Origin of the sequence: Aromatoleum petrolei (assembly GCF_017894385.1) — a bacterium.
In the GTDB taxonomy this organism is placed as follows: Bacteria; Pseudomonadota; Gammaproteobacteria; order Burkholderiales; family Rhodocyclaceae; genus Aromatoleum; species Aromatoleum petrolei.
The window spans coordinates 1,339,042-1,363,668 of sequence record NZ_CP059560.1 but is presented as its reverse complement, the minus strand read 5'-3'; the positions used below and the strand labels follow the sequence as shown (position 1 = coordinate 1,363,668).

The following is a 24,627-nucleotide window of genomic DNA, read 5'->3' as shown; positions in this document are numbered from 1 at the left end:
CGACCTTCTATTGGTAAGCGCTCCCTCTTCGCGCGCCGTGGGAACGGGTGCAAAGGGGGAGTGCGGCGCATGTGCGCCGCAATGTTGTTAACAATTTTGGCAACGACAACGCTCTCAGTCTAGACACGAACTCCGTTCCGACCCTATACGGAAAAACGGATAATGCGTATTTGGAAACGGCCAAAAACCGAGGGGCGGGCCGGATGGCCCCACGCTTCAGGCGCCGGAGTCGGTTTCCAGGCCAAGCAGGCGGGCGATGTCCGATTTGGCGCGCGCGCTGCTGCGATCCAGGGCGAGCCGCCCCTGCAGGTGGACGATATGTTCGGCCATGAGTTCGCGTGCGCGAGTCGCGTCGCGAGCCGCGATCGCATCGAGGATCTGCTCGTGCTCGTTGAGCGTGCAGGTCGGACCCGCATCCTTGCGGTGCGCGAGCACCACCAGGGGCGTGCGGCTCACCAGCTCGTCGAGAAAGGAGGCCAGGACCGTGTTCCCGGCCGCCTCGGCAAGCTTGAGGTGGAAGTCGATCGACAGGCGCAGTGCCTTGCGCGTGTCGCCTGCCTCGTAGGCTTCGCGCTCGCGCCGCACCAGCGCGCGCAGGCGCGCGATATCGGAATTCTTGAGGGTCGTGACGGCGAGATCGACGATCGCCGCCTCGATGTAGCGGCGCGCAATGAAGAGCTCGCGCCCTTCGGCCGCCGAGGGGTGGGCGACGAAGACGCCGCGGTTCGGCTCGTGGGTGACGAGCCGGTAGATCTCCAGCCGAGCGAAGGCCTGGCGCACGACCGAGCGATTGACGCCGAAGGCGTCGGCGAGCGCCTGTTCCTTTAGCTGCAGGCCGGGAGCGAGGCGCTGGTCGAGGACCGCGTTGCGCAGCGCATCGAACACGCGTTCGATCTCGTCGCCGGACGGCGCGCGACTGCCCTTTCGGGTGCTGTCCATCCCTTCGACTTCGCTCACGTGTTCTCTCCTGATCTGCAGCGCCGCGCCCGCGGCGGTTGAGCCGGCGGGCGGCGCGATTATATCGGAACCGTAATACATCGTATTTGCACAAGGGCGCTCGCGCGGCCGGCCGCGGTCCGCCGTGCATGCTGCAAAGCCCGTGGGTAAAGGGTTTTTTGGCCCCCGGACAGCGTCCAGGCAGGCGGGAAGTTCGACCTTGCAGATGCGTAACGTGCAACAAAATTGTTGACAATAAAGTTATCAAAAAGCAGGATTTGCTCACCCGGTCGGACATGGGACACGCCGGTCCGGCCTACGCATAAAGAAACAGCGCGCCACCAGCGGTCGGCTTCGGCCGGCCGTCGGGGATGCCTCCACACAGGAAGAGACGATGAACACGCAAGCGATCCGCTTTCTGCTCAATGGCGAACCGGTCGAAGTCACCGGCGTCGCCCCCACCACCAGCCTGCTCAACTGGCTGCGCGTCCATCAGCGCCTCACGGGCACTAAGGAAGGTTGTGCCGAGGGGGACTGCGGCGCATGCACGGTCGTCGTCGGCGAGCTGGAGGGCGAGGACGACGCGCTGCGCCTGCAGACGGTCAACGCCTGCATCCAGTTCGTGCCGGCGCTCGACGGCAAGGCGGTGTTCACCGTCGAGTACCTGCGCCGCCAGACCGGCGGCGGACTGCATCCGGTGCAACAGGCGATGGTCGACTGCCACGGCTCGCAGTGCGGCTTCTGCACGCCTGGTTTCGTGATGTCGCTGTGGGAGCTCTACAACGATTGCAGCGCGAGCGGCGACCGTCCCGACGACAACCGCATCCGCAGTGCGCTGGCGGGCAACCTGTGCCGCTGCACGGGCTACCGCCCGATTCTCGAGGCTGGTGCGCGCATGTTCGACCTGCCTGCGGTCGGGCTCGACGGCCCCACGCTGCGCGCGCAGCTGCTCGCGCTGCGCCGCCGCGACGGGCTCGCGTACGCCCACGGCGAGAACAGCTTCCACGCACCGCGCACGCTCGCCGACCTCGCCGCGTTGCGCAGCCGCCATCCGGAAGCGACCATCCTCGCGGGCTGCACCGACATCGGGCTGTGGGTGAACAAGCAGTTCCGCGAACTGGGCGCGCTCATCTACATCGGCCAGGTCGCGGAGCTGCGGCAGATCGGCGAGGCGGGGGGCGCGCTGCGCATCGGCGCCGGCGTGTCGCTGAGCGATGCCTACGCGGCGCTGTGCCGGCACTACCCGGAACTCGGCGAGCTGTGGGATCGCTTCGCCTCGCCGCCGGTGCGCAACGCCGGCACCCTCGGCGGCAATATCGCGAACGGTTCGCCGATCGGCGACTCGATGCCCGTGCTGATCGCGCTCGGCAGCCGCATCGTGCTGCACAGCGTGCGCGGCCGGCGCACGCTGCCGCTGCAGGACTTTTACCTCGACTACATGAAGAGGGATCTCGCCGCCGACGAGATCGTCGAGGCGGTCGAGGTGCCGCTGCCCGTGCCGGGGCTGCAGGTGCGCAGCTGGAAGGTCTCCAAGCGCTACGACTCGGACATCTCGGCGGTGTGCGGCGCCTTTGCGCTGCGCATCGAGGACGGGCGCGTGCGCGAGCCGCGCATCGCCTTTGGCGGCATGGCGGCGACGCCGAAGCGGGCCGCCCGCACCGAGGCTGCGCTCGACGGCCGGCCGTGGGACGAGGAGACGCTCGCGCACGCCCTGCTTGCGCTCGAGCTGGACTACGCACCGCTCACCGACATGCGCGCGAGCGCCGGCTACCGTCGCCGCGCGGCCGGTGGCCTGCTGCGCCGCTTCTTCCTTGAGACCCGCCCCGAGGTTTCGCTTGCGGCCGCGCAGACGCGCGTATTCGCCGCCTTCGATGCCTGCACCGTCACGCCCTGAGGAGCCGAGATGAAAGCCGACGTTTTTCCGCGGGTGCCGCACGCTGTTCCCGCCGCCCACCATGCTCATCCGCACGAGTCCGCTCACCTGCACGTGAGCGGCGCGGCCACCTATGTCGACGACATCCGCGAGCTCGCGGGTACCGCCCACGCCGCGCTGGGCCTGTCGGCCAAGGCGCATGCGCGCATCGTCTCGATCGACCTTGATGCGGTGCGCGCGGTCCCCGGCGTGATCGGCGTGCTCACGGCCGCCGACATCCCCGGCAGCAACGACTGCGGTCCGATCATCCACGACGACCCCATCCTCGCAGACGGCGTGGTGCATTACATCGGCCAGCCGGTGTTCGCGGTGATCGCCGACAGCCACGACACCGCCCGCCGCGCGGTGCGCAAGGCACGCATCGAATACGACCCGCTGCCGGCGGTGCTCGACCCGCTCGAGGCGAAGCGGCAGGAGCGCTTCGTGGTGCCGCCGATGCGGCTCGTGCGGGGCGAGCCGGCCGCGCGCCTCGCCGCGGCGCCGCGCCGCCTGAAGGGCAGCTGGAAGGTCGGCGGGCAGGAGCAGTTCTACCTCGAGGGCCAGATCTCCTACGCCGCGCCCAAGGAGGACGGCTGCATCCACCTGTGGTGCTCGACCCAGCATCCGACCGAGATGCAGCTCGTGGTCTCCCATGCGCTCGCGCTGGCGTCGAACCAGGTGGTTGTCGAGATGCGTCGCATGGGCGGTGCGTTCGGCGGCAAGGAGTCGCAGTCGGCGCTATTCGCCAGCGTCGCCGCGGTCGCGGCGTGGAAGTTCGGGCGACCGGTGAAGCTGCGCCCCGACCGCGATGACGACATGATGATCACCGGCAAGCGTCACGACTTCCACTACGACTACGAGGTCGGCTTCGACGACGAGGGCCGCATCCTCGCCGTGTGCATCGAGATGACCGCGCGCGCCGGCTTCTCGGCGGACCTGTCGGGGCCGGTCGGCACCCGCGCGATCTGCCACTTCGACAACGCCTACTTCCTGTCGGATGCGGATATCCGCGCGCTGTGCGCGCGCACCAACACCCAGTCGAACACCGCCTTCCGCGGTTTCGGCGGCCCGCAGGGGGCGGTCGCGATCGAGTACATCATGGACAGCATCGCGCGTGCGGTCGGCCGCGATCCGCTGGACGTGCGCAAACTCAACTTCTATGGCGGCGAGGGGCGCAACACCACGCCCTACGGCCAGACCGTCGCGGACAACGTGATCCACGAGTTGGTCGGCGAGCTCGAGGCCGAAAGCGGATACCGCGCACGCCGCGCCGCGATCGCGGCCTTCAATGCCGCCAGCCCGGTGCTGAAGAAGGGGCTCGCGCTGACGCCGGTGAAGTTCGGCATCTCGTTCAACGTCGCGCACTACAACCAGGCCGGGGCACTGGTGCATATCTACACGGACGGCTCGGTGCTGGTGAACCACGGCGGTGCCGAGATGGGGCAGGGGCTCAACACCAAGGTCTGCCAGGTCGTCGCGAACGAGCTGGGCATCTCGCTCGGCCGCGTGCGTGCGACGGCGGCGGACACGAGCAAGGTCGCCAACACTTCGGCGACCGCGGCCTCGACGGGCGCCGACCTCAACGGCAAGGCCGCCGAGGATGCCGCGCGCCGCATCCGGCTGCGCCTCGCCGAGCTCGCCGCAAGCAGCCACGGGGAGGGCATCGACCCGGCGACGGTGCGCTTTGCCGACGATCATGTCTTCGTCGGCGACCACGCGATTCCCTTCGGCGAGCTCGTGCAGCAGGCCTACGTCGCCCGCGTGCAGCTGTGGTCGGACGGCTTCTACGCGACGCCGGGACTGAACTGGGACCGCAGCAAGCTGACCGGTCGCCCGTTCTATTACTACGCCTACGGCGCCGCGGTGTCCGAGGTGCTGGTCGACACGCTCACGGGCGAATGGCGGCTGCTGCGCGCCGATCTGCTGCACGACGCGGGCAACTCCATCAACCCGGCGATCGACGCCGGCCAGGTCGAAGGCGGCTTCATCCAGGGCATGGGTTGGCTGACGATGGAAGAGCTGTGGTGGAACAAGGAGGGCCGGCTGATGACGCATGCGCCATCCACCTACAAGATCCCGGCCACGCACGACTGCCCGCCCGAGTTCCGCGTGCGCCTGTTTCGCAACCGCAACCGCGAGGACACGATCCTGGGCTCGAAGGCGGTCGGCGAACCGCCGCTGCTCCTGTCCTTCTCGGCGCTGCTCGCGATCCGCGACGCCATCGCGGCGGTCGGCGACGGCCGCATCGACCCGCCGCTGCGCGCGCCGGCCACGCCGGAGGCGATTCTCGACGCCGTCGATGCGGTGCGCGCGCAGTTTTCCGCGGCGCCCGCCGCCGCGCGCAGCGACGTGGCCGCGGAAGCGCTGGCCTGAGACCGGGGAGGGCACGACGATGACGACGTGGATCGATGAACTCGCCCGCCTTTCTGCCGAAGGGACGCGCGCGGTGCTGGTCACGGTCGCGGCGACCCGCGGTTCGACGCCGCGCGCGCCCGGCGCCCGCATGGTGGTCGCCGCGGACGCCTGTCACGGGACGATCGGGGGCGGCCAGCTGGAACTGCGGGCGATCGCGTCCGCGCGCCAGCTCATCGCCGAGGGTGCGACTGCCCCCGTCCTCGTGCGTTTCCCGCTCGGCGCGAGCGTCGGGCAGTGCTGCGGCGGCGTCGTGCAGCTCGCCTTCGAGCCGATCGGCGCCGCGCAGCGCCCATGGATCGAAGAGGGACGCGCGCTCGCGGCCCTGGGCCGCCCCTGGGGACGGCTGGTGTGCCTGGGCTCCGACGCGCGCCCGACGCGGGTCTTCGGCGATCAGGACGAGTCCGCGCCCGAGGCCGTGCTCGGCGCGCCGGCGCTGGCCGCGCACGCGCGCAACCTGTTCTCGGGGAGCGCCGACGGGGCGCTGCTCGTCACCCGCACGCCGGGCGGCGGGGCCGACGGTATGCTCGATGTCAGCCTGCCGCCGGAGTTGCAGGTCGTGCTGTTCGGCGCCGGCCACGTCGGCCGCGCGCTCGCCGAAGTGTTCGGCCGCCTGCCGCTGCGGGTACGCTGGGTGGATCCCCGCGCGGACGAATTCCCGCCTGTGGTCGCGCCCAACATCGACGTGTGCTGCACCGACGTGCCCGAGGCCGAAGTGCGGGCCGCGCCTGCCGATGCCGTCTTTCTCGTGCTCACGCACAGCCATGCGCTCGACTTCGATCTCGTGCGGGCGATCCTCGATCGCGGCGACTACCGCTTCTGCGGCCTGATCGGTTCGCTGTCGAAGCGCGCGAGTTTCGAGAACCGGCTGCGCGCGCGCGGCTACGGCGAGCATGCGATCGCGCGCATGAACTGCCCGATCGGCGTGCGCGGCCTTCCCGGCAAGGAGCCGGAGGTGATCGCCGTCTCCATTGCCGCCGAAGTCCTGCAACTGCGCGGCGTCTCGCTCGCGGCGCGCCCGGCACGCCGCCATGGGGCTGCGGCGTGATGCCGGCCCCCTCCATCCGACTTTCCCGCCTCCAGGTCCGCCCGACATGAAGTTCAGCCCCCTGCAGTTCGGCCCCTTGCACGCCGTCCGCGGCGAAATCCTCCACTTCCTCGCCGATCCCGCCGCGCACGGCGCCAGGGCTGTCGCGCATTTCCCCGACGGCCTGCTCGTGATCCGCGACGGCCGCGTCGCCGAATGCGGACCGGCCGCCGAGCTGCTACCCAAGCTGTCCGCCGCCCTGCCGGTGACCGACTACCGCGGCAAGCTCATCCTGCCGGGTTTCGTCGACACCCACATCCACTACGCCCAGACCGACATCATCGCGAGCTACGGCGAACAGCTGCTCGCCTGGCTGGAGAAATACACCTTCCCGACCGAGCGCCGCTTCGCCGATCCGGAGCACGCGGCGGCGGTCGCCGAGTTCTTCTGCGACGAGCTGCTGAAGAACGGCACGACGACCGCGCTCGCCTTCGCGACCGTGCATCCCGCTTCGGTCGATGCGCTGTTCGGGGCCGCGCGGGAGCGGCGCATGCGCCTGATCGCCGGCAAGGTGCTGATGGACCGCAACTGCCCGGATTTCCTGCGCGACACCGCGGAGACTGGCTACATGGAGTCGAAGGCCCTGATCGAGCGCTGGCACGGCTGCGAGCGGCTGCTCTACGCGGTGACGCCGCGCTTCGCGCCGACCTCGACCCCGGCGCAGATGCAGCTCGCCGGTCAGCTGTTCGCCGAGCATCCCGGCGTGTACCTGCAGTCCCACGTCGCCGAGAACCGGGGCGAGATCGAGTGGGTCGCGCAGCTCTATCCGAAGGCGCGCAGCTATCTGGACGTCTATGACGGCTTCGGCCAGCTCGGCGCGCGGGCGGTGTACGCACACTGCATCTGGCTCGACGACGAGGACCGCCGGCGCATGGCCGACACCGGCACGGCGATGAGCTTCTGCCCGACCTCGAACCTCTTCCTCGGTTCGGGCCTGTTCGACCCCGGGCGTGCACGCGAACTCGGCGTGCGCGTCGGCATCGGCACCGACGTCGGCGCCGGCACCAGCTTCTCGATGCTGCAGACGCTCGGCGAGGCCTACAAGGTGTTGCAGCTCGGGGGACAGAAGCTGTCGGCCGAGAGCGCCTTCCACCTCGCGACCCTGGGCGGCGCGCACAGCCTGGATCTCGACGGTCTGATTGGCAACTTCCTGCCCGGCAAGGAGGCGGATTTCGTCGTTCTGGACCTGCAGGCGACGCCGCTCCTCGCGCGCCGCATGGCGAGTTGCGAGACGCTGTCGGAGCGCCTGTTCGTGCTCATGATGCTGGGCGATGACCGCTGCGTCGCAGCCACGCACGTGCTCGGGGCGCCCGCCTACCGCGCCGGCCCCGCCGCCCGCTGAGTCCCGGGCGACCGCGTCAGGCTTGCGGTGGGGCGGACAGGCGCCGGCGCCAAGTGGCGGGGGGCAGGCCGACCAGGCGCTTGAATGCGCGCGAGAACGCGGCCTCGGACTCGTAGCCGACCTCCTGCGCGATCGCCGCCACCGTGCGGCTCGACTCGCGCAGCAGGCGCGAGCCGAGCTGGATGCGCCAGTTCGCCAGGTAGTGCATCGGCGGCTCGGCGAGGAACTGCACGAAGCGCTCGTGCAGGGCCGAGCGCGAGAGCCCCACCTCGCGCCCGAGCTCGTCGATCGTCCAGGGGCGGTCGGGGCGCTCGTGCAGCAGCGCGAGCGCTCGCCCCACGTAGCGGTCGCGGAGGCCCGCGAGCCAGCCGGTCGCGTCATCCGGCAGTCCTTCGAGGTAGCGCCGCGCGGTGTCGACGAACATCATCTCCGCGAGGCGCTCCAGCACGACGTCGGAGCCGGGCCGGCGCTCGGTCGATTCGCGCGCGGCCTGGTCGATCACGCGCGCGACCCAGTCGCCGGCACGTGCCGCGGGCAGGTGCAGCAGGCGCGGCAGCGCGGCGACCAGCGGGTTGAACGGCCGCAGGTCGCAGCCGAGAAAGCCGCACACGAGGATCGTGTCGGCGTCGCCGACCGGCGCAGGCGCCCCCGGTTCGCGCACGCCGCGGTGATAGGCGACGGGCATCGGCCGTGGGTCGTTGCGCGTCGCGAACACCCAGTCCGGCTCGATGCGTGCCGGCGCGACGCCCGGCGCGCTCGACATCACGTGCGCGTCGCCCTGCGGGAACATCACGATGTCGCCCGTTTCCAGGCGCGCGGGAGGCAGCCCGCTGACCGCGGCCCAGCCGGCACCGCGTGCGACCATGTGGAACTCGATCACGTGTTCGGCGCCGGGCAGCACTGCGGGCGCGATCTCGCGCGCGGGCGGCGCTTCCGCGGCCCAGTCCTCCCAGCAGCTGACGTAGTAGAACACCGCGCCGCGCAGACGCACGGAGCGCAGCAGGTCGGAGAGCGTGTCTTGACTCATGGCAATGGACCGGGTGGCGGGGCAGGGCGCGTGCAAAGCCGGACGCGCGAGCAAGCTTGCACGACTCTCAGTGAAGCATCGAAATGCGCGCGGCGAAAGAATGGGCTCGTCGGGATGTGCTTTGCGCCGCCCCGACACGGGGGCCGCAGAGCCCCCGGCCCAGCCCACCGACAGGAGACTCGCCATGAACGCACCTCTCGCTTCCTGCGTCGCCGCACCGTCCGCAACCCCCGCACCACAACCCGATTTCGCCGCAATCAAGACCCGGCAACAGGCCACCTGGGCGAGCGGCGACTACGCCGTAATCGGCGTGATGCTGCAGATCGTCGGCGAGTCGCTCGCCGAAGCGGCCGATCTGCGCGCCGGCGAGCGCGTGCTCGACGTCGCGGCCGGCAACGGCAACGCGACGCTGGCCGCGGCGCGCCGCTTCGCCGACGTGACCTCGACCGACTACGTGCCGCAACTGCTCGAAAAGGCCGCTGCGCGCGCCAGTGCGGAGGGCTTGCCGGTGCGCTTCCAGGTCGCGGACGTCGAAGCGCTGCCCTTTGCCGACGGCGAGTTCGATGTCGTGCTGTCGACCTTCGGCGCGATGTTCGCCCCCGACCAGCCGCGCACTGCGAGCGAACTGGTGCGTGTCGTGCGCCACGGCGGGCGCATCGGTCTCGCCGCGTGGACCCCGGAGGGCTTCATCGGCGAACTGTTCCGCGTCGTCGGCGCCCACGTGCCGCCGCCGGCCGGCCTGCGTCCGCCCACCCGTTGGGGCGACGAAAGCGCCCTTGTCGAACTCTTCGGTCACCAGGCGGCCGACATCCGCTGCACGCGGCGCGTCTTCAACTTCCGCTACCGCTCGCCGTCGCACTGGATCGACGTCTTCCGCCGCTACTACGGGCCCACGCACAAGGCGTTCGCGGCGCTCGACGAGGCCGGGCAGGCACGCTTGCAGGCCGACGTGATGCGCCTGCTGGAGTCGCGCAACGTCGGCGGATCGGACTCGCTGGTCGTGCCCGGTGAATATCTGGAAGTGGTCATCACGCGGCACTAGCGCAAGCGCCGCGCGGACCTTGCGCGGCGGAGAGGCGGGCGCCGGTCCTCGTGGGGCCGGCGCCCGCTGCGCGACCGGGAGGTCGCGTGGGGGGAGTCAGTCGCCCAGCTCGATGACGCCGGCTTCGTCGAGCCGGACTTCGTCGCAGTTGGGGCCTTCACCGGCGCGGTCGATGACGAGGAAATCCGACACGCCGTCGAGGGCGAGCAGCGGGTGGTGCCACACGCCGCACGCGTAGTTGACGCCTTGGTCGCCGCGCGCGAGGAAGACGCGCAGGTCTTCGACACCCGGGGGATTGCCGGCCGGCGCGACGACGACGAGGTATGCGCCGCCGGAGAGCGGGACGAAGGCCTGGCTGCCGAGCGGGTGGCGTTCCATCATCTCCACCGTGAAGGGCAGGCGCCGGGGCTGGCCACGGAAGATCGACACGATCGCGCGGCCGTCGGGCCCCGGGTCGATGCGCGCGAGGTCGTGGTAGCGCTCGGTGTTGCCGCCGTTGATGGTGAAGTGGCGTTGCGCGTCCGCGGTGGCGATCACGTCGCCGAAGGGCGCAAAGGCTTCTGCGGTCAGCGGCTCGACGGTGAGCCGGATCAGGGTTTCGCTCATTTTTTTACTCTCCCCCACAGCCGCAGGCGCGAGACGCCGCCGTCCGGGATGATGTTGAGGCGCACGTGGGTGACGGGGCCGAGCCTGGCGATCTGCTCGCTGAAGGCGTGGATCGCGTCCATCGACAGCTTCTGCTCGGGCAGCAGCACCGGCCAGAACATGCTCTGGGTGATCAGCGACTGGTCGGTGCCGCCCTCGACGAAGGCGGCCTGGATGGAGCAGCGGTCGGGGTAGTTGCCCTTGAAGTGGGCGGTGTCGACCTCGATCTTCTCGATGGTGCCGGCGGCGCCGAGTTCGAGGATGCACCAGTCGTTGCCGGGCTCGCGACGGCGGCGGGTTTCCCAGCCGTCGCCCATGTTGATGCCGCGCCCGGGCAGGATCAGGTTGGCGGCGGTGCCGAAGTGCGCGTCGTTCCACGCCACCGGGCGGCCGCCGTTCTCGAGCGCGACCAGATCGACGAGCGCATCGCCCGTCCCCTCGAACACCCCGACCGGCTGGCCATACACGCGCAGTCGCGCGATGCCGCCGTCGGGGTAGATGTTTACACGCAGGTGCGTCCACGCTTCATCGGAATTCGCGCGCAAGAGATGATGGCTGTTGCCGGAGAGCGAGGTCGAGGCAAGGATTTCGGTCCACTTCGCGTCCTTCAAGGCGGCGACGTCGTCGGTGTCGCACACGGTGGCCTCGATGGACACCGCCGGGGCGTAGTTGCCGGTGAAGTGGCTGGTGTCGACGTCGAAGCCGCGGATGGTGCCCTTGCGGCCGAGTTTGACGAAGCACCAGTCGTGGCCGGTGCTGCGCTTCCTGCGCGTTTCCCAGCCGTCCATCCACTTGCCGTTGTCGTCGTACTTGCCGGGGATGAACTGGGCGGGTTCGGGGTTGAGCATGCGCGCGACTTCGGCGAAGAAGTCGTCGGAGGCATACAGCGCCTTCGCGCCGATGCGCGGGTTGGCGAGGTCGACCGAGCGGGCGGCCCAGTCGGGGAGAACGGCGGGTTCGGCGATGCGGATGCTGCCGGTGTTGTGACTCATCGGGCGTCTCTCTTGTTGGGGTGAGGTTGGGGGCGCTGCGGGCGCGCCGGTGGCCGGGCGCCCGCAGCGTGCTGCATCAGGATGCGGAGTCGGTGGCGAGGCGCGGTGCGATCTCCGGTTCGCCTTCGGACACGCTCTGACCCTTCATCGCGAGGTGGTAGAGCAGGGCGCCCAGCGCGCAGCCGATGAACCAGTTGAAGTCGGCCAGCGCCTTCGTGCCCGACAGCGTGATCGCGACACCGACGAGCACGGCCGGGGCCAGCGCCCACATCGCGCGCTTGTTCACCCCGTTGTCGTACCAGTAGGCGCCGCCCGGCTTGTCGCTGTAGAGGTCATCGACGACGATCTTCTTGTTGCGCACGAGGTAGAAGTCCACCAGCAGGATGCCGAACAGCGGGCCGATGAAGGCGGCGAGCATGTCGAGCGTGTAGTGGATCACTTCCGGCGAGTTGAACAGGTTCCACGGCGTGATGAAGATCGAGCCGACCGCGGCGATGAAGCCGCCGGTGCGGAAGCTGATGTGCTTGGGCGCGACGTTGGAGAAATCGAAGGCCGGCGACACGAAGTTGGCGACGATGTTGATGCCGATCGTGGCGGTGACGAAGGTGAAGGCGCCCAGCACGGCGGCCATGGTGTTGTCGATCTTGCTCACGGTCTCGATCGGGTCGGTGATCATGTGGCCGAACACCGGGATCGTGCCCGAGGTGATGACGACGGTGACGATGGAGAAGGCCAGGAAGTTCACCGGCAGGCCCCAGAAGTTGCCGCGCTTCACTTCGTCGAAGTGCTTGCCGTAGCGGGAGAAGTCGCCGAAGTTGAGCATCGGGCCGGAGAAGTAGGACACCACCAGCGCGATCGCGGTGATCATCGGGCCGAGCGCGGACCAGCCTTCGTACTTCACTTCGCCGAGGTTGAGGCTGATGTTTTCGGGGCCGGCCTTCCAGATGATCCAGCCGGCGAGCATGAACATCACGACATAGACGGCGGGGCCGGCCCAGTCGATGAAGCGCTTGATCGCCTCCATGCCGTGCCAGAACACGATCGCCTGCAGCACCCACATGATCGAGAAACCCAGCCAGCCCAGATACGAGAGGCCGGCGAAGCTGTCGTGCGCGAGGCTCTCCAGCCCCGGGAAGAAGCGCAGCAGCACGATGGTGAGCGCGGACGAGGCGAGGAAGGTCTGGATGCCGTACCACGCCACCGCGATCAGGCCGCGGATGATGGCCGGTACGTTCGCGCCCCATACGCCGAAGGCCAGGCGGCACGCGACGGGGTAGGGGATGCCGGCCTGCTGGCTGGGACGGGCGACCCAGTTGCAGAACATGTTGACCAGGCAGATGCCGATGATCAGCGACACGAGTACCTGCCAGCTCGTGAGTCCGAGTGCGAACAAACTGCCGGCAAAAACGTATCCACCGACGCTGTGCACGTCGGACATCCAGAACGCGAAGATGTTGTACCAGTTCCAGTTCTTGTCTTTCAGCGGACCGAGGTCCTCGTTGTAGAGGCGGTCGCTGTACCCCGCCGGCAGGTGCTCTGACATGCTTGTCTCCTCATGGCCGCGGTGTGTTCCGCGGCGGCTACCTTTGTGGATTGTGCGGTCCTACAGCCATCGAGCCCGGAACGTATAATTTCTCTTATGCGCGCATTAACTGTATCCGTGGTGATATAAAAGTGTATCCAATCTGTGAAGTCAAGAAATTTTTCTGACCTCGCTCGAGGAAGTGCGTGGGTAGGGGCTTCTGAAGGATGTAACAACGGGCCCGGCGAGCGGGTGTGCTTGTTTGTTTTTTGCGGCGCTTAGTGGATACAAAAAAATATTGAATTGTGTCCAAAGTGATTCTAGGATGTGTTTAACGACGGGAGGGGCGCGTCCTGCCCGTGCATGGAGACAATGATGGGAAAACGAGCATCTGCCGAACTGGGAAGTGCGCGCGCCGACGAGGGACTCGGCGGCAACGGCCGTGACGAGGCGATCTACCGCAACCTGTTCGTCGCGATCGTCGAGAACCACCTCGCGCCCGGCACCAAGCTGCCCGAGGACACGCTGGCGGAAACCTACGGGGTGAGCCGCACCAGCATCCGCAAGGTGCTGCAGCGGCTCGCGCACGAGCGCCTCGTGGATGTGCGCCTGAACCGCGGCGCCTCGGTCGCCCAGCCCTCGGTGGGCGAGGCGCGCGACATCTTTTCCGCGCGGCGCATCATCGAATGCGGCGCGATCCCGCAAGTCGTCGCCAAGGCGACGCCGCCCGCGCTCGAAACGCTGCGCGACCTGGTGCGCCGCGAACATGCCGCGCAGGACCGCGGCGACTGGCGCGAATCGATCTACCTGTCGGGTGCCTTCCACGTCGAACTGATGCGCCTGTCGGGCAACGAGACGCTGACCGATTTCCTCACCCAGCTCGTGTCGCGCTCCTCGCTCGTGATCGCCACCTACGGTTCGCCGCAGACCGCGAGCTGCCGCCATTCCGAGCACGACGACGTGATCGAGATCATCGCCGGCGGCGATGTGGATGGCGCGACGCGCTGGATGGACCGCCACCTGCGCGACGTCGAGCGCACCGTGGTGCTGGTCGAGGAAGAACCCGCCCCGTCGGACCTGAAGAAGATTCTCGAGGAGGTCGCCCAGCGCCGCCCCAAGCTGCGCTGAGGACGTTCTCCGGTATTACAAGGAAGGAGACAGCAATGCTGATACGCGTCATCAACCCCAACACCACCCGCAGCATGACCGAGAAGATCGGCGCCTCGGCGCAGCGCGTCGCCGCGCCGGGTACGCGCATCGTCGCAACCAACCCGGACAGCGGCCCGGTGTCGATCGAGAGCCACTTCGACGAGGCCATCAGTGCGGTCGGCGTCGCCGACGAGGTGCGCAAGGGCGAGCAGGAGGGAACGGACGCGTACGTGATCGCCTGCTTCGGCGACCCGGGTCTGCTGGCCGCGCGCGAGCTCACGCGCGCGCCGGTGCTCGGCATCGCGGAAGCCGCCTTCCACCTGGCGACGATGATCAGCACGCGCTTCTCCATCGTCACGACCCTGTCGCGCACCGGCATCATCGCCGAGCACCTGTTGCAGTCCTACGGCTTCGCGCACCACTGCCGGCGCGTGCGCGCGGCCGAGATCCCGGTGCTGGACCTCGAGGACGACGGCGCCTGCGCCCTGAACCGCATCGTCGATGAATGCCGCCGCGCGAAGGCCGAGGACAACATCGGCGCGATCGTGCTGGGTTGCGGTGGCATGGCCGACCTCGCCGACGAGATCCGCGACGCGGTCGGGCTGCCCATCGTCGAAGGCGTCACGGCCGCGGTGAAGCTCGCCGAGACGCTCGCGAGCCTCAAGCTCGGCACCAGCAAGTTCGGCGACCTCGCCTTCCCGCCGCCGAAGCGCTTCACCGGGAGATTCGAGCACCTGAGTTCCTGAAGCACCCCCAGCCCCACCGCCGAGACGCCCGCAAAGAGGCGCCCGGACCGCATCGAAGGAGACAGAGATGGCTGTTGCACAACAGAAGATGGTTGCGCCCGGACTGGGCGCGGGTGTCGGCGCGGCTGCGCCCGATGCGTCCGGCTCGCAGCACAAGGCGGCCGGCGAGGAATCGCTCGCACCGCAGCAGACGCGCATCATGGACCGATGGTCCTATCTCATGGCCTGGCTGGGCGGCTGCGTGTCGATCGGCACCTTCGCGATGGGCTCGAGCCTCGTCGGCCAGCTCAACATGCTGCAGGCGGCGGCCGCGATCGCGATCGGCTGCTTCGTGATCGGCATCGCGCTCGCGATCAACGGCGCCGCCGGCCACAAGTACGGCATCCCCTTCATGGTGCAGGCGAGGAGCGCCTTCGGCTTCGCCGGCACGCGCTTCCCCGGCTTCGTGCGCGCCGTGCCCGCCGTCGTGTGGTTCGGCTTCCAGAGCTGAATCGGCGCCGGCGCGCTCAACGCGGTGTCGGCGACGATATTCGGCTACGACAACCTCGTCGTGTGGTTCATCGCCTTCCAGGCGGTGCAGATCGCGCTGTCGGTCTACGGCTTCCATGGCATCAAGTGGCTGGAAAACATCGGCAGCGGCTTCATCCTGTTCGCGCTGATCTACATGTTCTATGCCGTGATCACCAAGTTCGGCGGCGCGATCGACGCCAAGATCACCGGCATCGAAGGCACCTGGGGCCTGCCATTCTGGGGGGCGACGATGCTCTTCCTGGGGATCTACAGCACGATGATGCTCAACGTCAGCGACTACTCGCGCGAGCTGCACAAGGACGTCGGGCGCGGCGCGCAAACCACGATCTACTCGATGAGCATCCTGCCGGCGACCCTCTTCATGGGCCTCATCGGCCTGATGGTGTCCGGCGCGACCGGCACCGCCGACCCGATCAAGGTGTTCTCGAGCGCCGTCGACAACAAGCCGCTGCTCGTCATCACGCTGCTCTTCATCGCCTTCGCGCAGGTCACCACCAACGTGCTCAACAACGTCGTGCCGCCGGCCTACGTGCTGATGGACGTGTTCAAGCTGTCCTTCCGCAAGTCCGCGGTGCTGGTGGGCCTGCTTGCGTTCGCGACCTTCCCGTGGGAGCTGGTGAAGGACGAATCGGCCGCTGGCCTGCAGATCTTCGTGCAGACCTATTCGGCCTTCCTCGGCCCGATCCTCGCGGTGCTGGTGGTCGACTACTACATCCTGCGCCGCCGCACGCTGAACCTGCAGCATTTTTACGACGCCGACGGCCCCTACCGCGGCGTGAACCCGGCCGGCATCGTCGCGACGGCGGTGGGCGTGGCCACGGCGCTGAGCTTCCCGGCGGTGTCGTGGTACGCGAGCCTGCTGCCGGCGGGGCTGACGTACTGGCTGCTGATGAACCACTGGGACGCGTGCAAGCGCTTCCGCGACAACTGAACAAGGTGAACGCAATGAAGATCGATCCGAACTACCCCCGCGACCTCGTCGGCTACGGCCGCAACCCGCCGTACGCGAACTGGCCCGGCCGCGCGCGCGTCGCGGTGCAGTTCGTGCTGAACTACGAGGAGGGCGGCGAGAACTGCGTGCTGCATGGCGACCCCGGCAGCGAACAGTTCCTGTCCGAACTCTTCAACCCGCCCGCGATCCCCGACCGCCACCTGTCGATGGAAGGCATCTACGAGTACGGCTCGCGCGTCGGGGTGTGGCGCTTCCTGCGCGAGTTCGAGCGCCGCGGCCTGCCGCTGACGATCTTCGGCGTGTCGATGGCGCTGCAGCGGCACCCCGAAGTCACCGCCGCCTTCCGCGAGCTGGGCCACGAGATCGCCTGCCACGGCTGGCGCTGGATCCACTACCAGAACGTCGACGAGGCCACCGAGCGCGAGCACATGCGCATCGGCATGGAGATCATCGAGCGCCTCACCGGCGAGCGCGCGCTGGGCTGGTATACGGGCCGCGACTCCCCCAACACGCACCGCCTGGTCGCCGACTACGGCGGCTTCCTGTACGACGCCGACTACTACGGCGACGACCTGCCGTTCTGGATGGAGGTGAAGAAGACCGACGGCGAGGCCGTGCCGCAGCTCATCGTCCCCTACACGCTCGACACCAACGACATGCGCTTCGCGCTGCCGCAGGGCTTCTCGCACGGCGACGAATTCTTCGAATACCTGCGCGACGCTTTCGACGTGATGTACGCGGAAGGCGACGAGCGCCCCGCGATGATGTCGGTCGGCATGCACTGCCGCCTGCTCGGCCGCCCAGGGCGCTTCCGTGCGCTGCAGCGCTTCCTCGACCACATCGAGAAGCACGACCGCGTGTGGGTATGCCGGCGCGTCGATGTCGCACGGCACTGGCGCGAGCAACACCCCTACAGTCCGGCGCGCTGAAGAAAGGCCACGACGCCCGCGATTTCGCGCTCCATGTCGACGAAGGATTCGTGATCGCCGGGCAGGCTCAGGAGCTCGACGGCGCCCGGGCGGGCGGCGGCGTGGATCCGGCGGGCGTCGGCTGGTGGGACGACCGTATCCTGTTCGCCGTGCACGAGCAGCACGGGGCAGTCCAGCCGGGTGATGCTGCGCAGCGGGGCAATGTCGTCGAAGCGGTGCGCGATGGTGCGCTCCACGTGGCCGAGGATGTAGCGCGCGACGATTCCCGGCAGGTGCCGGCCGGCGAGCCAGCGATTCATCATCTCCTGCGGGTGTGCGAAGGCGGCGACGCTGACCACCGCCGCAACGTCGCGACGGCGCGCGGCGGCGAGGAGGACGGCGCCGGCGCCGACGGAGTGGCCCAACAGCGCGATGCGCTGCGGGTCGATCTCCGCACGGCCCGCGAGCCAGTCGCAGGCGTGGCTCGCGTCTTCCGCGAAGCGCGGCAGCGAGGCGAAGCTGTCGGCGTCCGAGAGTCCGTGGCAACGTGCATCGATGAGCAGCGTCGCGAAGCCGGCACGATGCAGCGGGCCGGCCAGCGGCAGCATCATCTGCGCGTTGCCGCCCCAGCCGTGCACGATCACGACGGCGGGTGCGCGGCCTGCCGCCTCGGCGGGGATCAGCCAGGCGTGAAGCAGCCTGCCGTTCGCGGTCGGGATGCGCACCGTCTCGAAGGCGAGGCCTCGGGCCGCCGGGGTCTCCGTCTCGCGGACGCGTGGCGCGGCGAGGCTCGCCCGTATCGCGTAATGCACCGCGGCACGCAGGGTGACGAGTACGGCTGCGGTACCGGCGAGAAGGAGGAGGGCGGTCACGAGCGTAATGGCGGGCTCCCCGAGGGCGCGGAAACTGGTTCACGGTCTCATGCTTCGGGTATCCCGCACAATTGGGAGGCACGCGAGATGACGGCGGGGCGCGCGATGTAGCGATCGCCGCAAGCTTCAACGCCGGGGCGTTCATCCGACGCCGTCGTCGAATCCGGGTGGTGTTCGGAAATCCGAACGCCCGAAAGGGCCGTGGTTCGGATTTCCGAACGGACACGCACAACGCGGCGACAGGCACGTCGCGGATTTCAAGGGCTGCGAGTTTTGCGCGCTGCAGCAAAAAAGCTGGCACGCCGTCTGCAATGGATATGGCCATCGGGATTATTTATCCCGCCATACCAAAGGAGACATGATGCTGCCGCGCAAGCCCCTGAATGCCACTCTCGCCGCCCTGATCACCGCCGGAGCCGTCGCCCTCGTGCCCGCCGTCGCGCAGGCCAACACGCTGCAGAAGATCAAGGAGACCGGCGCGATCACGCTCGGCCACCGCGAATCCTCGATCCCGTTCTCCTACTACGACCAGAGCCAGCAGGTGGTGGGCTATTCACAGGAGATGATGCTGACGGTCGTCGAGGCCATCAAAGCCGAGCTGAAGATGCCCAACCTGCAGGTGCGCATGATGCCGGTCACCTCGCAGAACCGTATCCCGCTGGTGCAGAACGGCACCGTGTCGATCGAGTGCGGTTCGACCACGAACAACACCGAGCGGGCCAAGCAGGTCGCCTTCTCGAACACCATCTTCGTCGTCGGCACGCGCCTGATGACCAAGAAGGAGTCGGGCGTGACGGATTTCGAGCAGCTCGCCGGCAAGAACGTCGTGACGACCGCCGGCACGACCTCGGAGCGCCTGCTGCGCAGGATGAACGAGGACAAGAAGCTCGGCATGAACATCATCAGCGCCAAGGACCACGGCGAGTCCTTCCTGACGCTGGAAACCGGGCGCGCGGTCGCCTTCATGATGGACGACGCGCTGCTCTACGGCGAACTGGCGAAGGCCAAGCGTCCCGGCGACTGGACCATCACCGGCACGCCGCAGTCGTATGAAGCCTACGGCTGCATGATGGCCAAGGACGACCCGGCCTTCAAGAAGGTGGTCGATGCGGCGATCGCGAAGACCATGACCTCCGGCGAGGCCGAGGCGATCTACAACAAGTGGTTCCTCGCGGCGATTCCCCCGAAGAACATCAACCTCGGCTTCCCGATCTCGGACGCGATGAAGAAGCTCTTCAAGGAGCCGAACGACCGCCCGTTCGAGTAATCGCCGCTCCATCCCCCGACCCCGACCAAAAAAATACAGACGGCCCCCGCGCGGGGCCGCTTCAGGAGACTCGAGATGCAAGTTCGCAACCGCAAGGGCTGGACCGCCGGCCGTACGCTGGCGCTGATCGCCGCGCTGGCGCTGTCCAGCAGCACCGCTTTCGCCGCTGCCAAAAGCAAAATCGTCATCCTCGCCACCGGCGGCACGATCGCCGGTGCGGGGGCCACCGCTGCCAACAGCGCGACCTACCAGGCCGCGAAGGTGCCGGTCGACAAGCTGATCGCCGGCGTGCCGGAACTTGCCGACGTCGCGGACGTGCGCGGTGAGCAGGTGTTCCAGATCGCCTCGGAGAGCTTCACCAACGAGCAGCTGATGACGCTGGGCAAGCGCGTCGCCGCGCTGGCGAAGCAGGACGACGTCGACGGCATCGTCGTGACGCACGGCACCGACACGCTGGAGGAGACGGCCTTCTTCCTCAACCTCGTCGTGCACACCGACAAGCCCATCGTCGTGGTCGGCGCCATGCGTCCGGGTACCGCGCTGTCGGCCGACGGCATGCTCAACCTGTACGACGCCGTTTCCGTCGCCGCGGCGAAGGATGCGCGCGGCAAGGGCGTGCTGGTGACGATGAACGACGAGATCCAGAGCGGTCGCGACGTGAGCAAAACGATCAACATCCGCACCGAGGCGTTCAAGAGCCCGTGGGGCGCGCTGGGCATGGTCGTCGAGGGCAAGAGCTACTGGTTCCGTGCCCCCGCCAAGCGCCACACGACGGGCTCCGAGTTCGACATCGACAAGATCGAGAAGCTCGCACCGGTCGAGGTCGCCTACGGTTACGGCAACATGAGCCCGTCGGCCTACCGCGCGTACGGCAAGGACGGCGTGAAGGCGGTGATCCACGCCGGCACCGGCAACGGCTCGGTGGCGAAGCACATCGTGCCGGAGCTGCAGGAGCTGCGCAGCAAGGGCGTGCAGGTGATCCGCTCGGCGCGTGTCACCGGCGGCGGCTTCGTGCTGCGCAATGCCGAACAGCCCGACGACAAGTACGACTGGGTCGTCGCCCACGACCTCAATCCGCAGAAGGCGCGCATCCTCGCCGCGGTCGCACTGACCGCGACGCAGGACAGCAAGGAGCTACAGCGCATTTTCTGGGAGTACTAAGAGCTCGCGAATAAATCTACTGCGCGACCCGATTTCGTCCCTGTGATGCTCCCCGTACTACTTGTACGGCTGCGCTTCTCGGAACGAACTCGGGCCGCTCGCTACGATTTCTTCACAAGCTCGGAACCGATGCCCGGTCCGATCCCGGGCTCCCGCCCCTGAAGCATCCCTTCTGCCGACGCCCCGCGCGCCGGTGGCAGGGACGGGCTGCGCCCGCCGCAGCCGCAGGGGTCTTTCCCTCCGACGTTTCTGGAGTCTTGCATGGAATACCAATGGAATTGGGGCGTGTTTCTGCTCCCCAGCGCCGTCAATGACGGCACCTACCTCGACTGGATGTTCGCCGGCCTGAAGACGACGCTGGCGCTGTCCCTGTCGGCCTGGGTGATCGCGCTGCTGCTGGGCGCGGTGGTCGGCGTGCTGCGCACCGTGCCGCATCGCGGGCTGGCCTTCGGCGCGACGGCCTACGTCGAGATGTTCCGCAACATCCCGCTGCTGGTGCAGCTGTTCTTCTGGTATTTCGTGCTGCCGGAAATGCTGCCGACCGCGGCCGGCGATGCCTTCAAGGCGCTGAACCCGATCGCGCAGCAGTTCGTCGCGGCGATGGTGTGCCTGGGCTTCTTCACCAGTGCGCGCGTCGCGGAGCAGGTGCGCTCGGGCATCAACGCGCTGCCGCGCGGACAGAAGAACGCCGGCCTCGCGCTGGGGCTCACGCTGCCGCAGACCTACCGCCACGTGATGCTGCCGATGGCCTTCCGCCTGGTCGTGCCGCCGCTGACCTCGGAGTTCCTCAACGTGTTCAAGAACTCGGCCGTGTGCTCGACGATCGGCCTGCTCGAACTCGCCGCGCAGGGCCGCCAGCTGGTCGATTACACCGCCCAGCCCTACGAATCCTTCGTCGCGGTGACGGTCGCCTACCTCGCGATCAACGTCGTCGTGATGCTGCTGATGCGCAAGACGGAAGCGCTCGTGCGCGTTCCCGGTTACCTCGGAGGCAAGTGAGATGTTCGGTTCCTACGAATTCGATTGGTCATCGATCCCCGGCTCGCTGAACTTCCTCGGCCAGGGCCTGATGGTTTCGCTGGAGATCACCGCGCTGGCGATCGTCGCCGGCATCGTGTGGGGCACCCTGTTGGCGATGGCGCGCCTGTCGTCGATTAAGCCGCTGGCGTGGGCCGCGGCCGGCTACGTCAATCTCTTCCGCGCCATCCCGCTGGTGATGGTGCTGCTGTGGTTCTTCCTGATCGTGCCGAAGTTCCTCGAGAGCTTCCTCGGCCTGCCGCCGGGCTCCGACGTGCGTCTCGCCTCCGCGATGATCGGCTTCGCGCTGTTCGAGTCGGCCTACTACGCGGAGATCATCCGCGCCGGCATCCAGTCCGTGCCCAAGGGCCAGCTCGCCGCCGCCCACGCGCTGGGCATGAGCTACCCGCAGGCGATGCTGAACGTCGTGCTGCCGCAGGCCTTCCGCAACATGGTGCCGCTGCTGCTGACGCAGGCCATCATCCTGTTCCAGGACACCTCGCTCGTCTATGTGTCGGCGCTCGCCGACTTCTTCGGCGCGGCCTACAAGGTCGGCGACCGCGACGGACGGCTCGTGGAGCTGGTGCTCTTCGCCGGCGCCGTTTACTTCGTGCTGTGCTTCGCCGCCTCGCAAGCCGTGCGCCACTTCCAGAAACGCCTGCAGGGCGCTTGAGCGCCACCGCACTCCGTTGCTAACGAATACACATCGACTTCAAGGGAATCGTCATGATCACGATCGACAAAGTCAGCAAGCATTACGGCAATTTCCAGGTCCTCACCGACTGCTCCACCCACGTGAACAAGGGCGAGGTGGTCGTCGTCTGCGGCCCCTCGGGTTCGGGTAAATCCACCCTCATCAAGTGCGTGAATGGCCTGGAGCCCTTCCAGCAGGGTGACATCCATGTGAACGGCACCTCGGTCGGTGCGCCGAAAACCAATCTCTCGAAGCTGCGCGCCCACGTCGGTATGGTGTTCCAGCACTTCGAGCTGTTCCCGCACATGACCATCCGCGACAACCTGGGCCTCGCGCAGATCAAGGTCCTGAAGCGCGACAAGGACGAGGCGGCAGAGAAGGGGCTGTACTTCCTCGACCGCGTCGGCCTCAAGGCGCATGCGCACAAGTTCCCCGGCCAGCTCTCCGGCGGCCAGCAGCAGCGCGTCGCGATCGCGCGCGCGCTCGCCATGGACCCGATCTGCATGCTGTTCGACGAGCCGACCTCGGCGCTCGACCCCGAGATGATCAACGAGGTCCTCGATGTGATGACCGAGCTGGCGCAGGAAGGCATGACGATGATGTGCGTCACGCACGAGATGGGTTTTGCCAAGCGCGTCGCGCACCGCGTGATCTTCATGGACCACGGCAAGATCGTCGAGGACGACAGCAAGGAAGCCTTCTTCGCCAACCCACGCTCGGAGCGCGCGCAGCAGTTTCTCGCGAAGATCCTGCAGCACTGAGAGGCTGTGAATAAATCTACTGCGCGACCCGATTTCGCCCCTGCGATGCTCGCCGTACCACTTGTACGGCTGCGCTTCTCGGGACGAACTCGGGCCGCTCGCTACGATTTCTTCACAACCTCTGAGCACCACAAGAAAGCAACAGCCAAGAGCAGAAACAACCGAAGCGCCGCCTTACCCAGGCGCATCCGCATAGGAGACAGCATGCATCACGAGAACCTTCCGTCCTACCTGTCCGCCGACCATCTCGGCCCGTGGGAGACCTACCTCAGCCAGATCGAGGCCGTCGCGCCCTTTATCGACGCGCCGCTGCGTCCGTGGATCGAGACCCTGCGCCGCCCGAAGCGCATCCTCGTCGTCGACGTGCCGATCCGCCTCGATAACGGCGAGATCGCGCACTACGAGGGCTACCGCGTGCAGCACAACGTGTCGCGCGGCCCCGGCAAGGGTGGCGTGCGCTTCCATCCGGACGTGACGCTGTCGGAAGTGATGGCGCTGTCGGCGTGGATGACGATCAAGAACGCGGTGGTGAACGTGCCCTACGGCGGCGCCAAGGGCGGCATCCGCGTCGACCCCAAGCCGATGTCGCGGGCCGAGCTGGAGCGTCTGACGCGCCGCTACACCAGCGAGATCAACATCCTGCTCGGGCCGGACAAGGACATCCCCGCGCCCGACGTGAACACCAACGAGCAGGTGATGGCGTGGATGATGGACACCTACTCGATGAACCAGGGCCGCACCGCGACCGGTGTCGTCACCGGCAAGCCGATCGCGCTCGGCGGCAGCCTCGGCCGGCATGATGCGACGGGCCGCGGCGTGTTCGTCAGCGCCCGCGCGGCCGCCGAGAAGATCGGCCTGCCGATCACGGGGGCGCGCATCGCCGTGCAGGGCTTCGGCAACGTCGGCGAGGCCGCGGCCCGCATCTTCCACGACGCCGGCGCGAAGCTGGTCGCGATCCAGGACGTCGCCGGCACCATCCACAACCCGGCGGGTTTCGACCCCTACCAGCTGCGCAAGCACCTCGCCGAGGGCGGCAAGCTGGTCGACTATCCCGGCACGACCGAGATCGCCCCCGCCGACTTCTGGTCGCTCGACTGCGAGATCCTCGTGCCGGCGGCCGTCGAAGGCCAGATCACGGCCGGGAATGCACCGCACATCCGCGCGAAGATGATCGTCGAGGGGGCCAACGGCCCGACCACGCCGGAAGCCGACGCGATCCTCCGTGACCGCAACGTGCTGGTCGTGCCCGACGTGCTCGCCAACGCGGGTGGCGTGACGGTGAGCTATTTCGAGTGGGTGCAGGACTTCTCGAGCTTCTTCTGGACCGAGGCAGAGATCAACGCCCGTCTCGAGCGCATCATGACCGAGGCCTTCGGCGCCGTGTGGCACATCGCCCAGGAGCGCAAGCTCACCTTGCGTACCGCAGCCTTCGTCGTCGCTTGCCGTCGCGTGCTCGAAGCGCGTGCGGTGCGGGGCCTGTATCCCTGATTCGGCACGGGTGGGGCGGACGCGCCGAAGCGCCCGCCGCCCCACGCCCGGTGCGATTCATCGAGCGGACTGCACCAGGAGTCTGTCGGACTTGAAGAATCGAAGCGAAAATTCGGCTGGGCGAGGACAGATTTTGTCGATTTTGCAGATCAATAGTTATTCTA

The 24,627-nt window shown here is 68.0% G+C and carries 20 protein-coding genes and 1 pseudogene; 15 read left to right on the top strand and 6 right to left on the bottom strand.

What is annotated here, in order from left to right:
- Positions 1-216: 216 nt before the first annotated feature.
- Positions 217-957: a GntR family transcriptional regulator gene (locus ToN1_RS06165; protein ID WP_244860983.1), complete on the bottom strand. Its 741-nt coding sequence runs from the start codon at positions 955-957 to the stop codon at positions 217-219.
- Between the two features lie 373 nt (positions 958-1,330).
- Between ToN1_RS06165 and xdhA the strand changes: the two genes are divergently transcribed.
- Genes xdhA through guaD form a run of 4 tightly spaced genes read left to right on the top strand, consistent with a single transcriptional unit; the run spans position 1,331 to position 7,689 of the window.
- Positions 1,331-2,830: a xanthine dehydrogenase small subunit gene (gene xdhA, locus ToN1_RS06160; RefSeq protein WP_169208285.1), complete on the top strand. Its 1,500-nt coding sequence runs from the start codon at positions 1,331-1,333 to the stop codon at positions 2,828-2,830.
- A gap of 9 nt (positions 2,831-2,839) precedes the next feature.
- Positions 2,840-5,221, top strand: a complete 2,382-nt coding sequence (gene xdhB, locus ToN1_RS06155; RefSeq protein ID WP_169208286.1) for a xanthine dehydrogenase molybdopterin binding subunit — start codon at positions 2,840-2,842, stop codon at positions 5,219-5,221.
- A 19-nt stretch (positions 5,222-5,240) separates the two neighbouring features.
- A complete protein-coding gene (gene xdhC / locus ToN1_RS06150) occupies positions 5,241-6,308 on the top strand; it encodes a xanthine dehydrogenase accessory protein XdhC (protein ID WP_169208287.1) in 1,068 nt (355 codons plus the stop codon).
- Positions 6,309-6,354: 46 nt separating this feature from the next.
- The gene (gene guaD / locus ToN1_RS06145; protein WP_169208288.1) at positions 6,355-7,689 is read left to right on the top strand and encodes a guanine deaminase; all 1,335 of its coding nucleotides are present in this window, start codon (positions 6,355-6,357) and stop codon (positions 7,687-7,689) included.
- Positions 7,690-7,705: 16 nt separating this feature from the next.
- On the opposite strand, the gene ToN1_RS06140 is transcribed toward guaD, so the two are convergent.
- Positions 7,706-8,716 (bottom strand): AraC family transcriptional regulator, encoded by a 1,011-nt coding sequence (locus ToN1_RS06140; RefSeq protein ID WP_169208289.1) that lies wholly within the window; start codon positions 8,714-8,716, stop codon positions 7,706-7,708.
- Between the two features lie 184 nt (positions 8,717-8,900).
- Here ToN1_RS06140 and ToN1_RS06135 point away from each other — a divergent pair, with 184 nt between their 5' ends.
- On the top strand, positions 8,901-9,758 hold the full coding sequence (locus ToN1_RS06135) for a class I SAM-dependent methyltransferase (protein ID WP_169208290.1): 858 nt from the start codon (positions 8,901-8,903) through the stop codon (positions 9,756-9,758).
- Between the two features lie 96 nt (positions 9,759-9,854).
- Here ToN1_RS06135 and ToN1_RS06130 read toward each other — a convergent pair whose 3' ends face one another.
- The 3 genes from ToN1_RS06130 to ToN1_RS06120 all read right to left on the bottom strand — a co-directional run bounded on the left by ToN1_RS06130 (position 9,855) and on the right by ToN1_RS06120 (position 12,938).
- A complete protein-coding gene (locus ToN1_RS06130) occupies positions 9,855-10,364 on the bottom strand; it encodes an ureidoglycolate lyase (RefSeq protein ID WP_169208291.1) in 510 nt (169 codons plus the stop codon).
- Positions 10,361-11,395, bottom strand: coding sequence for an allantoicase (gene alc, locus ToN1_RS06125; RefSeq protein WP_169208292.1), 1,035 nt, complete (start codon positions 11,393-11,395; stop codon positions 10,361-10,363). Before alc ends, ToN1_RS06130 begins: the two co-directional genes overlap by 4 nt.
- A gap of 76 nt (positions 11,396-11,471) precedes the next feature.
- Positions 11,472-12,938 carry an NCS1 family nucleobase:cation symporter-1 gene (locus ToN1_RS06120; RefSeq protein WP_169208293.1) on the bottom strand — a complete coding sequence of 489 codons (1,467 nt, stop codon included), beginning with the start codon at positions 12,936-12,938 and terminating at the stop codon, positions 11,472-11,474.
- Positions 12,939-13,292: 354 nt separating this feature from the next.
- Here ToN1_RS06120 and ToN1_RS06115 point away from each other — a divergent pair, with 354 nt between their 5' ends.
- The 4 genes and pseudogenes from ToN1_RS06115 to puuE all read left to right on the top strand — a co-directional run bounded on the left by ToN1_RS06115 (position 13,293) and on the right by puuE (position 17,224).
- Positions 13,293-14,045 (top strand): GntR family transcriptional regulator, encoded by a 753-nt coding sequence (locus tag ToN1_RS06115; RefSeq protein ID WP_169208294.1) that lies wholly within the window; start codon positions 13,293-13,295, stop codon positions 14,043-14,045.
- A 35-nt stretch (positions 14,046-14,080) separates the two neighbouring features.
- The gene (locus ToN1_RS06110; RefSeq protein ID WP_169208295.1) at positions 14,081-14,812 is read left to right on the top strand and encodes an aspartate/glutamate racemase family protein; all 732 of its coding nucleotides are present in this window, start codon (positions 14,081-14,083) and stop codon (positions 14,810-14,812) included.
- Positions 14,813-14,879: 67 nt separating this feature from the next.
- Positions 14,880-16,274: pseudogene (locus ToN1_RS06105) on the top strand (NCS1 family transporter).
- A gap of 14 nt (positions 16,275-16,288) precedes the next feature.
- A complete protein-coding gene (puuE, locus tag ToN1_RS06100; protein WP_169208296.1) occupies positions 16,289-17,224 on the top strand; it encodes an allantoinase PuuE in 936 nt (311 codons plus the stop codon).
- Here the strand turns inward: puuE and ToN1_RS06095 are convergent.
- Positions 17,206-18,075, bottom strand: coding sequence for an alpha/beta hydrolase (locus ToN1_RS06095; RefSeq protein WP_244860982.1), 870 nt, complete (start codon positions 18,073-18,075; stop codon positions 17,206-17,208). The two genes, puuE and ToN1_RS06095, sit on opposite strands and share 19 nt — an antisense overlap.
- A gap of 358 nt (positions 18,076-18,433) precedes the next feature.
- Between ToN1_RS06095 and ToN1_RS06090 the strand changes: the two genes are divergently transcribed.
- From ToN1_RS06090 to ToN1_RS06065, 6 genes are all read left to right on the top strand, one after another.
- Complete coding sequence (locus tag ToN1_RS06090; RefSeq protein WP_280516667.1) at positions 18,434-19,342, top strand: glutamate/aspartate ABC transporter substrate-binding protein; 909 nt, start codon at positions 18,434-18,436, stop codon at positions 19,340-19,342.
- Between the two features lie 75 nt (positions 19,343-19,417).
- Positions 19,418-20,503, top strand: a complete 1,086-nt coding sequence (locus tag ToN1_RS06085) for a type II asparaginase (protein WP_169208297.1) — start codon at positions 19,418-19,420, stop codon at positions 20,501-20,503.
- A 261-nt stretch (positions 20,504-20,764) separates the two neighbouring features.
- A complete protein-coding gene (locus ToN1_RS06080) occupies positions 20,765-21,502 on the top strand; it encodes an amino acid ABC transporter permease (RefSeq protein ID WP_169208298.1) in 738 nt (245 codons plus the stop codon).
- A gap of 1 nt (position 21,503) precedes the next feature.
- Positions 21,504-22,193 (top strand): glutamate/aspartate ABC transporter permease GltK, encoded by a 690-nt coding sequence (gltK, locus tag ToN1_RS06075; RefSeq protein WP_169208299.1) that lies wholly within the window; start codon positions 21,504-21,506, stop codon positions 22,191-22,193.
- 53 nt (positions 22,194-22,246) lie between these two features.
- Positions 22,247-22,975 carry an amino acid ABC transporter ATP-binding protein gene (locus ToN1_RS06070; protein WP_169208300.1) on the top strand — a complete coding sequence of 243 codons (729 nt, stop codon included), beginning with the start codon at positions 22,247-22,249 and terminating at the stop codon, positions 22,973-22,975.
- 204 nt (positions 22,976-23,179) lie between these two features.
- Complete coding sequence (locus ToN1_RS06065) at positions 23,180-24,463, top strand: Glu/Leu/Phe/Val family dehydrogenase (protein WP_169208301.1); 1,284 nt, start codon at positions 23,180-23,182, stop codon at positions 24,461-24,463.
- The last annotated feature ends 164 nt before the right edge of the window (positions 24,464-24,627 follow it).

Bases quoted from the DNA above. Each gene is read 5' to 3' on its own strand.
- alc (WP_169208292.1), bottom strand. From the start codon at position 11,395: ATGAGTCACAACACCGGCAGCATCCGCATCGCCGAACCCGCCGTTCTC.
- ToN1_RS06130 (WP_169208291.1), bottom strand. From the start codon at position 10,364: ATGAGCGAAACCCTGATCCGGCTCACCGTCGAGCCGCTGACCGCAGAA.
- ToN1_RS06140 (WP_169208289.1), bottom strand. From the start codon at position 8,716: ATGAGTCAAGACACGCTCTCCGACCTGCTGCGCTCCGTGCGTCTGCGC.
- ToN1_RS06115 (WP_169208294.1), top strand. From the start codon at position 13,293: ATGGGAAAACGAGCATCTGCCGAACTGGGAAGTGCGCGCGCCGACGAG.
- xdhC (WP_169208287.1), top strand. From the start codon at position 5,241: ATGACGACGTGGATCGATGAACTCGCCCGCCTTTCTGCCGAAGGGACG.
- ToN1_RS06090 (WP_280516667.1), top strand. From the start codon at position 18,434: ATGATGCTGCCGCGCAAGCCCCTGAATGCCACTCTCGCCGCCCTGATC.
- ToN1_RS06085 (WP_169208297.1), top strand. From the start codon at position 19,418: ATGCAAGTTCGCAACCGCAAGGGCTGGACCGCCGGCCGTACGCTGGCG.
- xdhA (WP_169208285.1), top strand. From the start codon at position 1,331: ATGAACACGCAAGCGATCCGCTTTCTGCTCAATGGCGAACCGGTCGAA.
- gltK (WP_169208299.1), top strand. From the start codon at position 21,504: ATGTTCGGTTCCTACGAATTCGATTGGTCATCGATCCCCGGCTCGCTG.
- puuE (WP_169208296.1), top strand. From the start codon at position 16,289: ATGAAGATCGATCCGAACTACCCCCGCGACCTCGTCGGCTACGGCCGC.
- ToN1_RS06070 (WP_169208300.1), top strand. From the start codon at position 22,247: ATGATCACGATCGACAAAGTCAGCAAGCATTACGGCAATTTCCAGGTC.
- ToN1_RS06135 (WP_169208290.1), top strand. From the start codon at position 8,901: ATGAACGCACCTCTCGCTTCCTGCGTCGCCGCACCGTCCGCAACCCCC.
- guaD (WP_169208288.1), top strand. From the start codon at position 6,355: ATGAAGTTCAGCCCCCTGCAGTTCGGCCCCTTGCACGCCGTCCGCGGC.
- ToN1_RS06080 (WP_169208298.1), top strand. From the start codon at position 20,765: ATGGAATACCAATGGAATTGGGGCGTGTTTCTGCTCCCCAGCGCCGTC.
- ToN1_RS06120 (WP_169208293.1), bottom strand. From the start codon at position 12,938: ATGTCAGAGCACCTGCCGGCGGGGTACAGCGACCGCCTCTACAACGAG.
- ToN1_RS06110 (WP_169208295.1), top strand. From the start codon at position 14,081: ATGCTGATACGCGTCATCAACCCCAACACCACCCGCAGCATGACCGAG.
- xdhB (WP_169208286.1), top strand. From the start codon at position 2,840: ATGAAAGCCGACGTTTTTCCGCGGGTGCCGCACGCTGTTCCCGCCGCC.
- ToN1_RS06065 (WP_169208301.1), top strand. From the start codon at position 23,180: ATGCATCACGAGAACCTTCCGTCCTACCTGTCCGCCGACCATCTCGGC.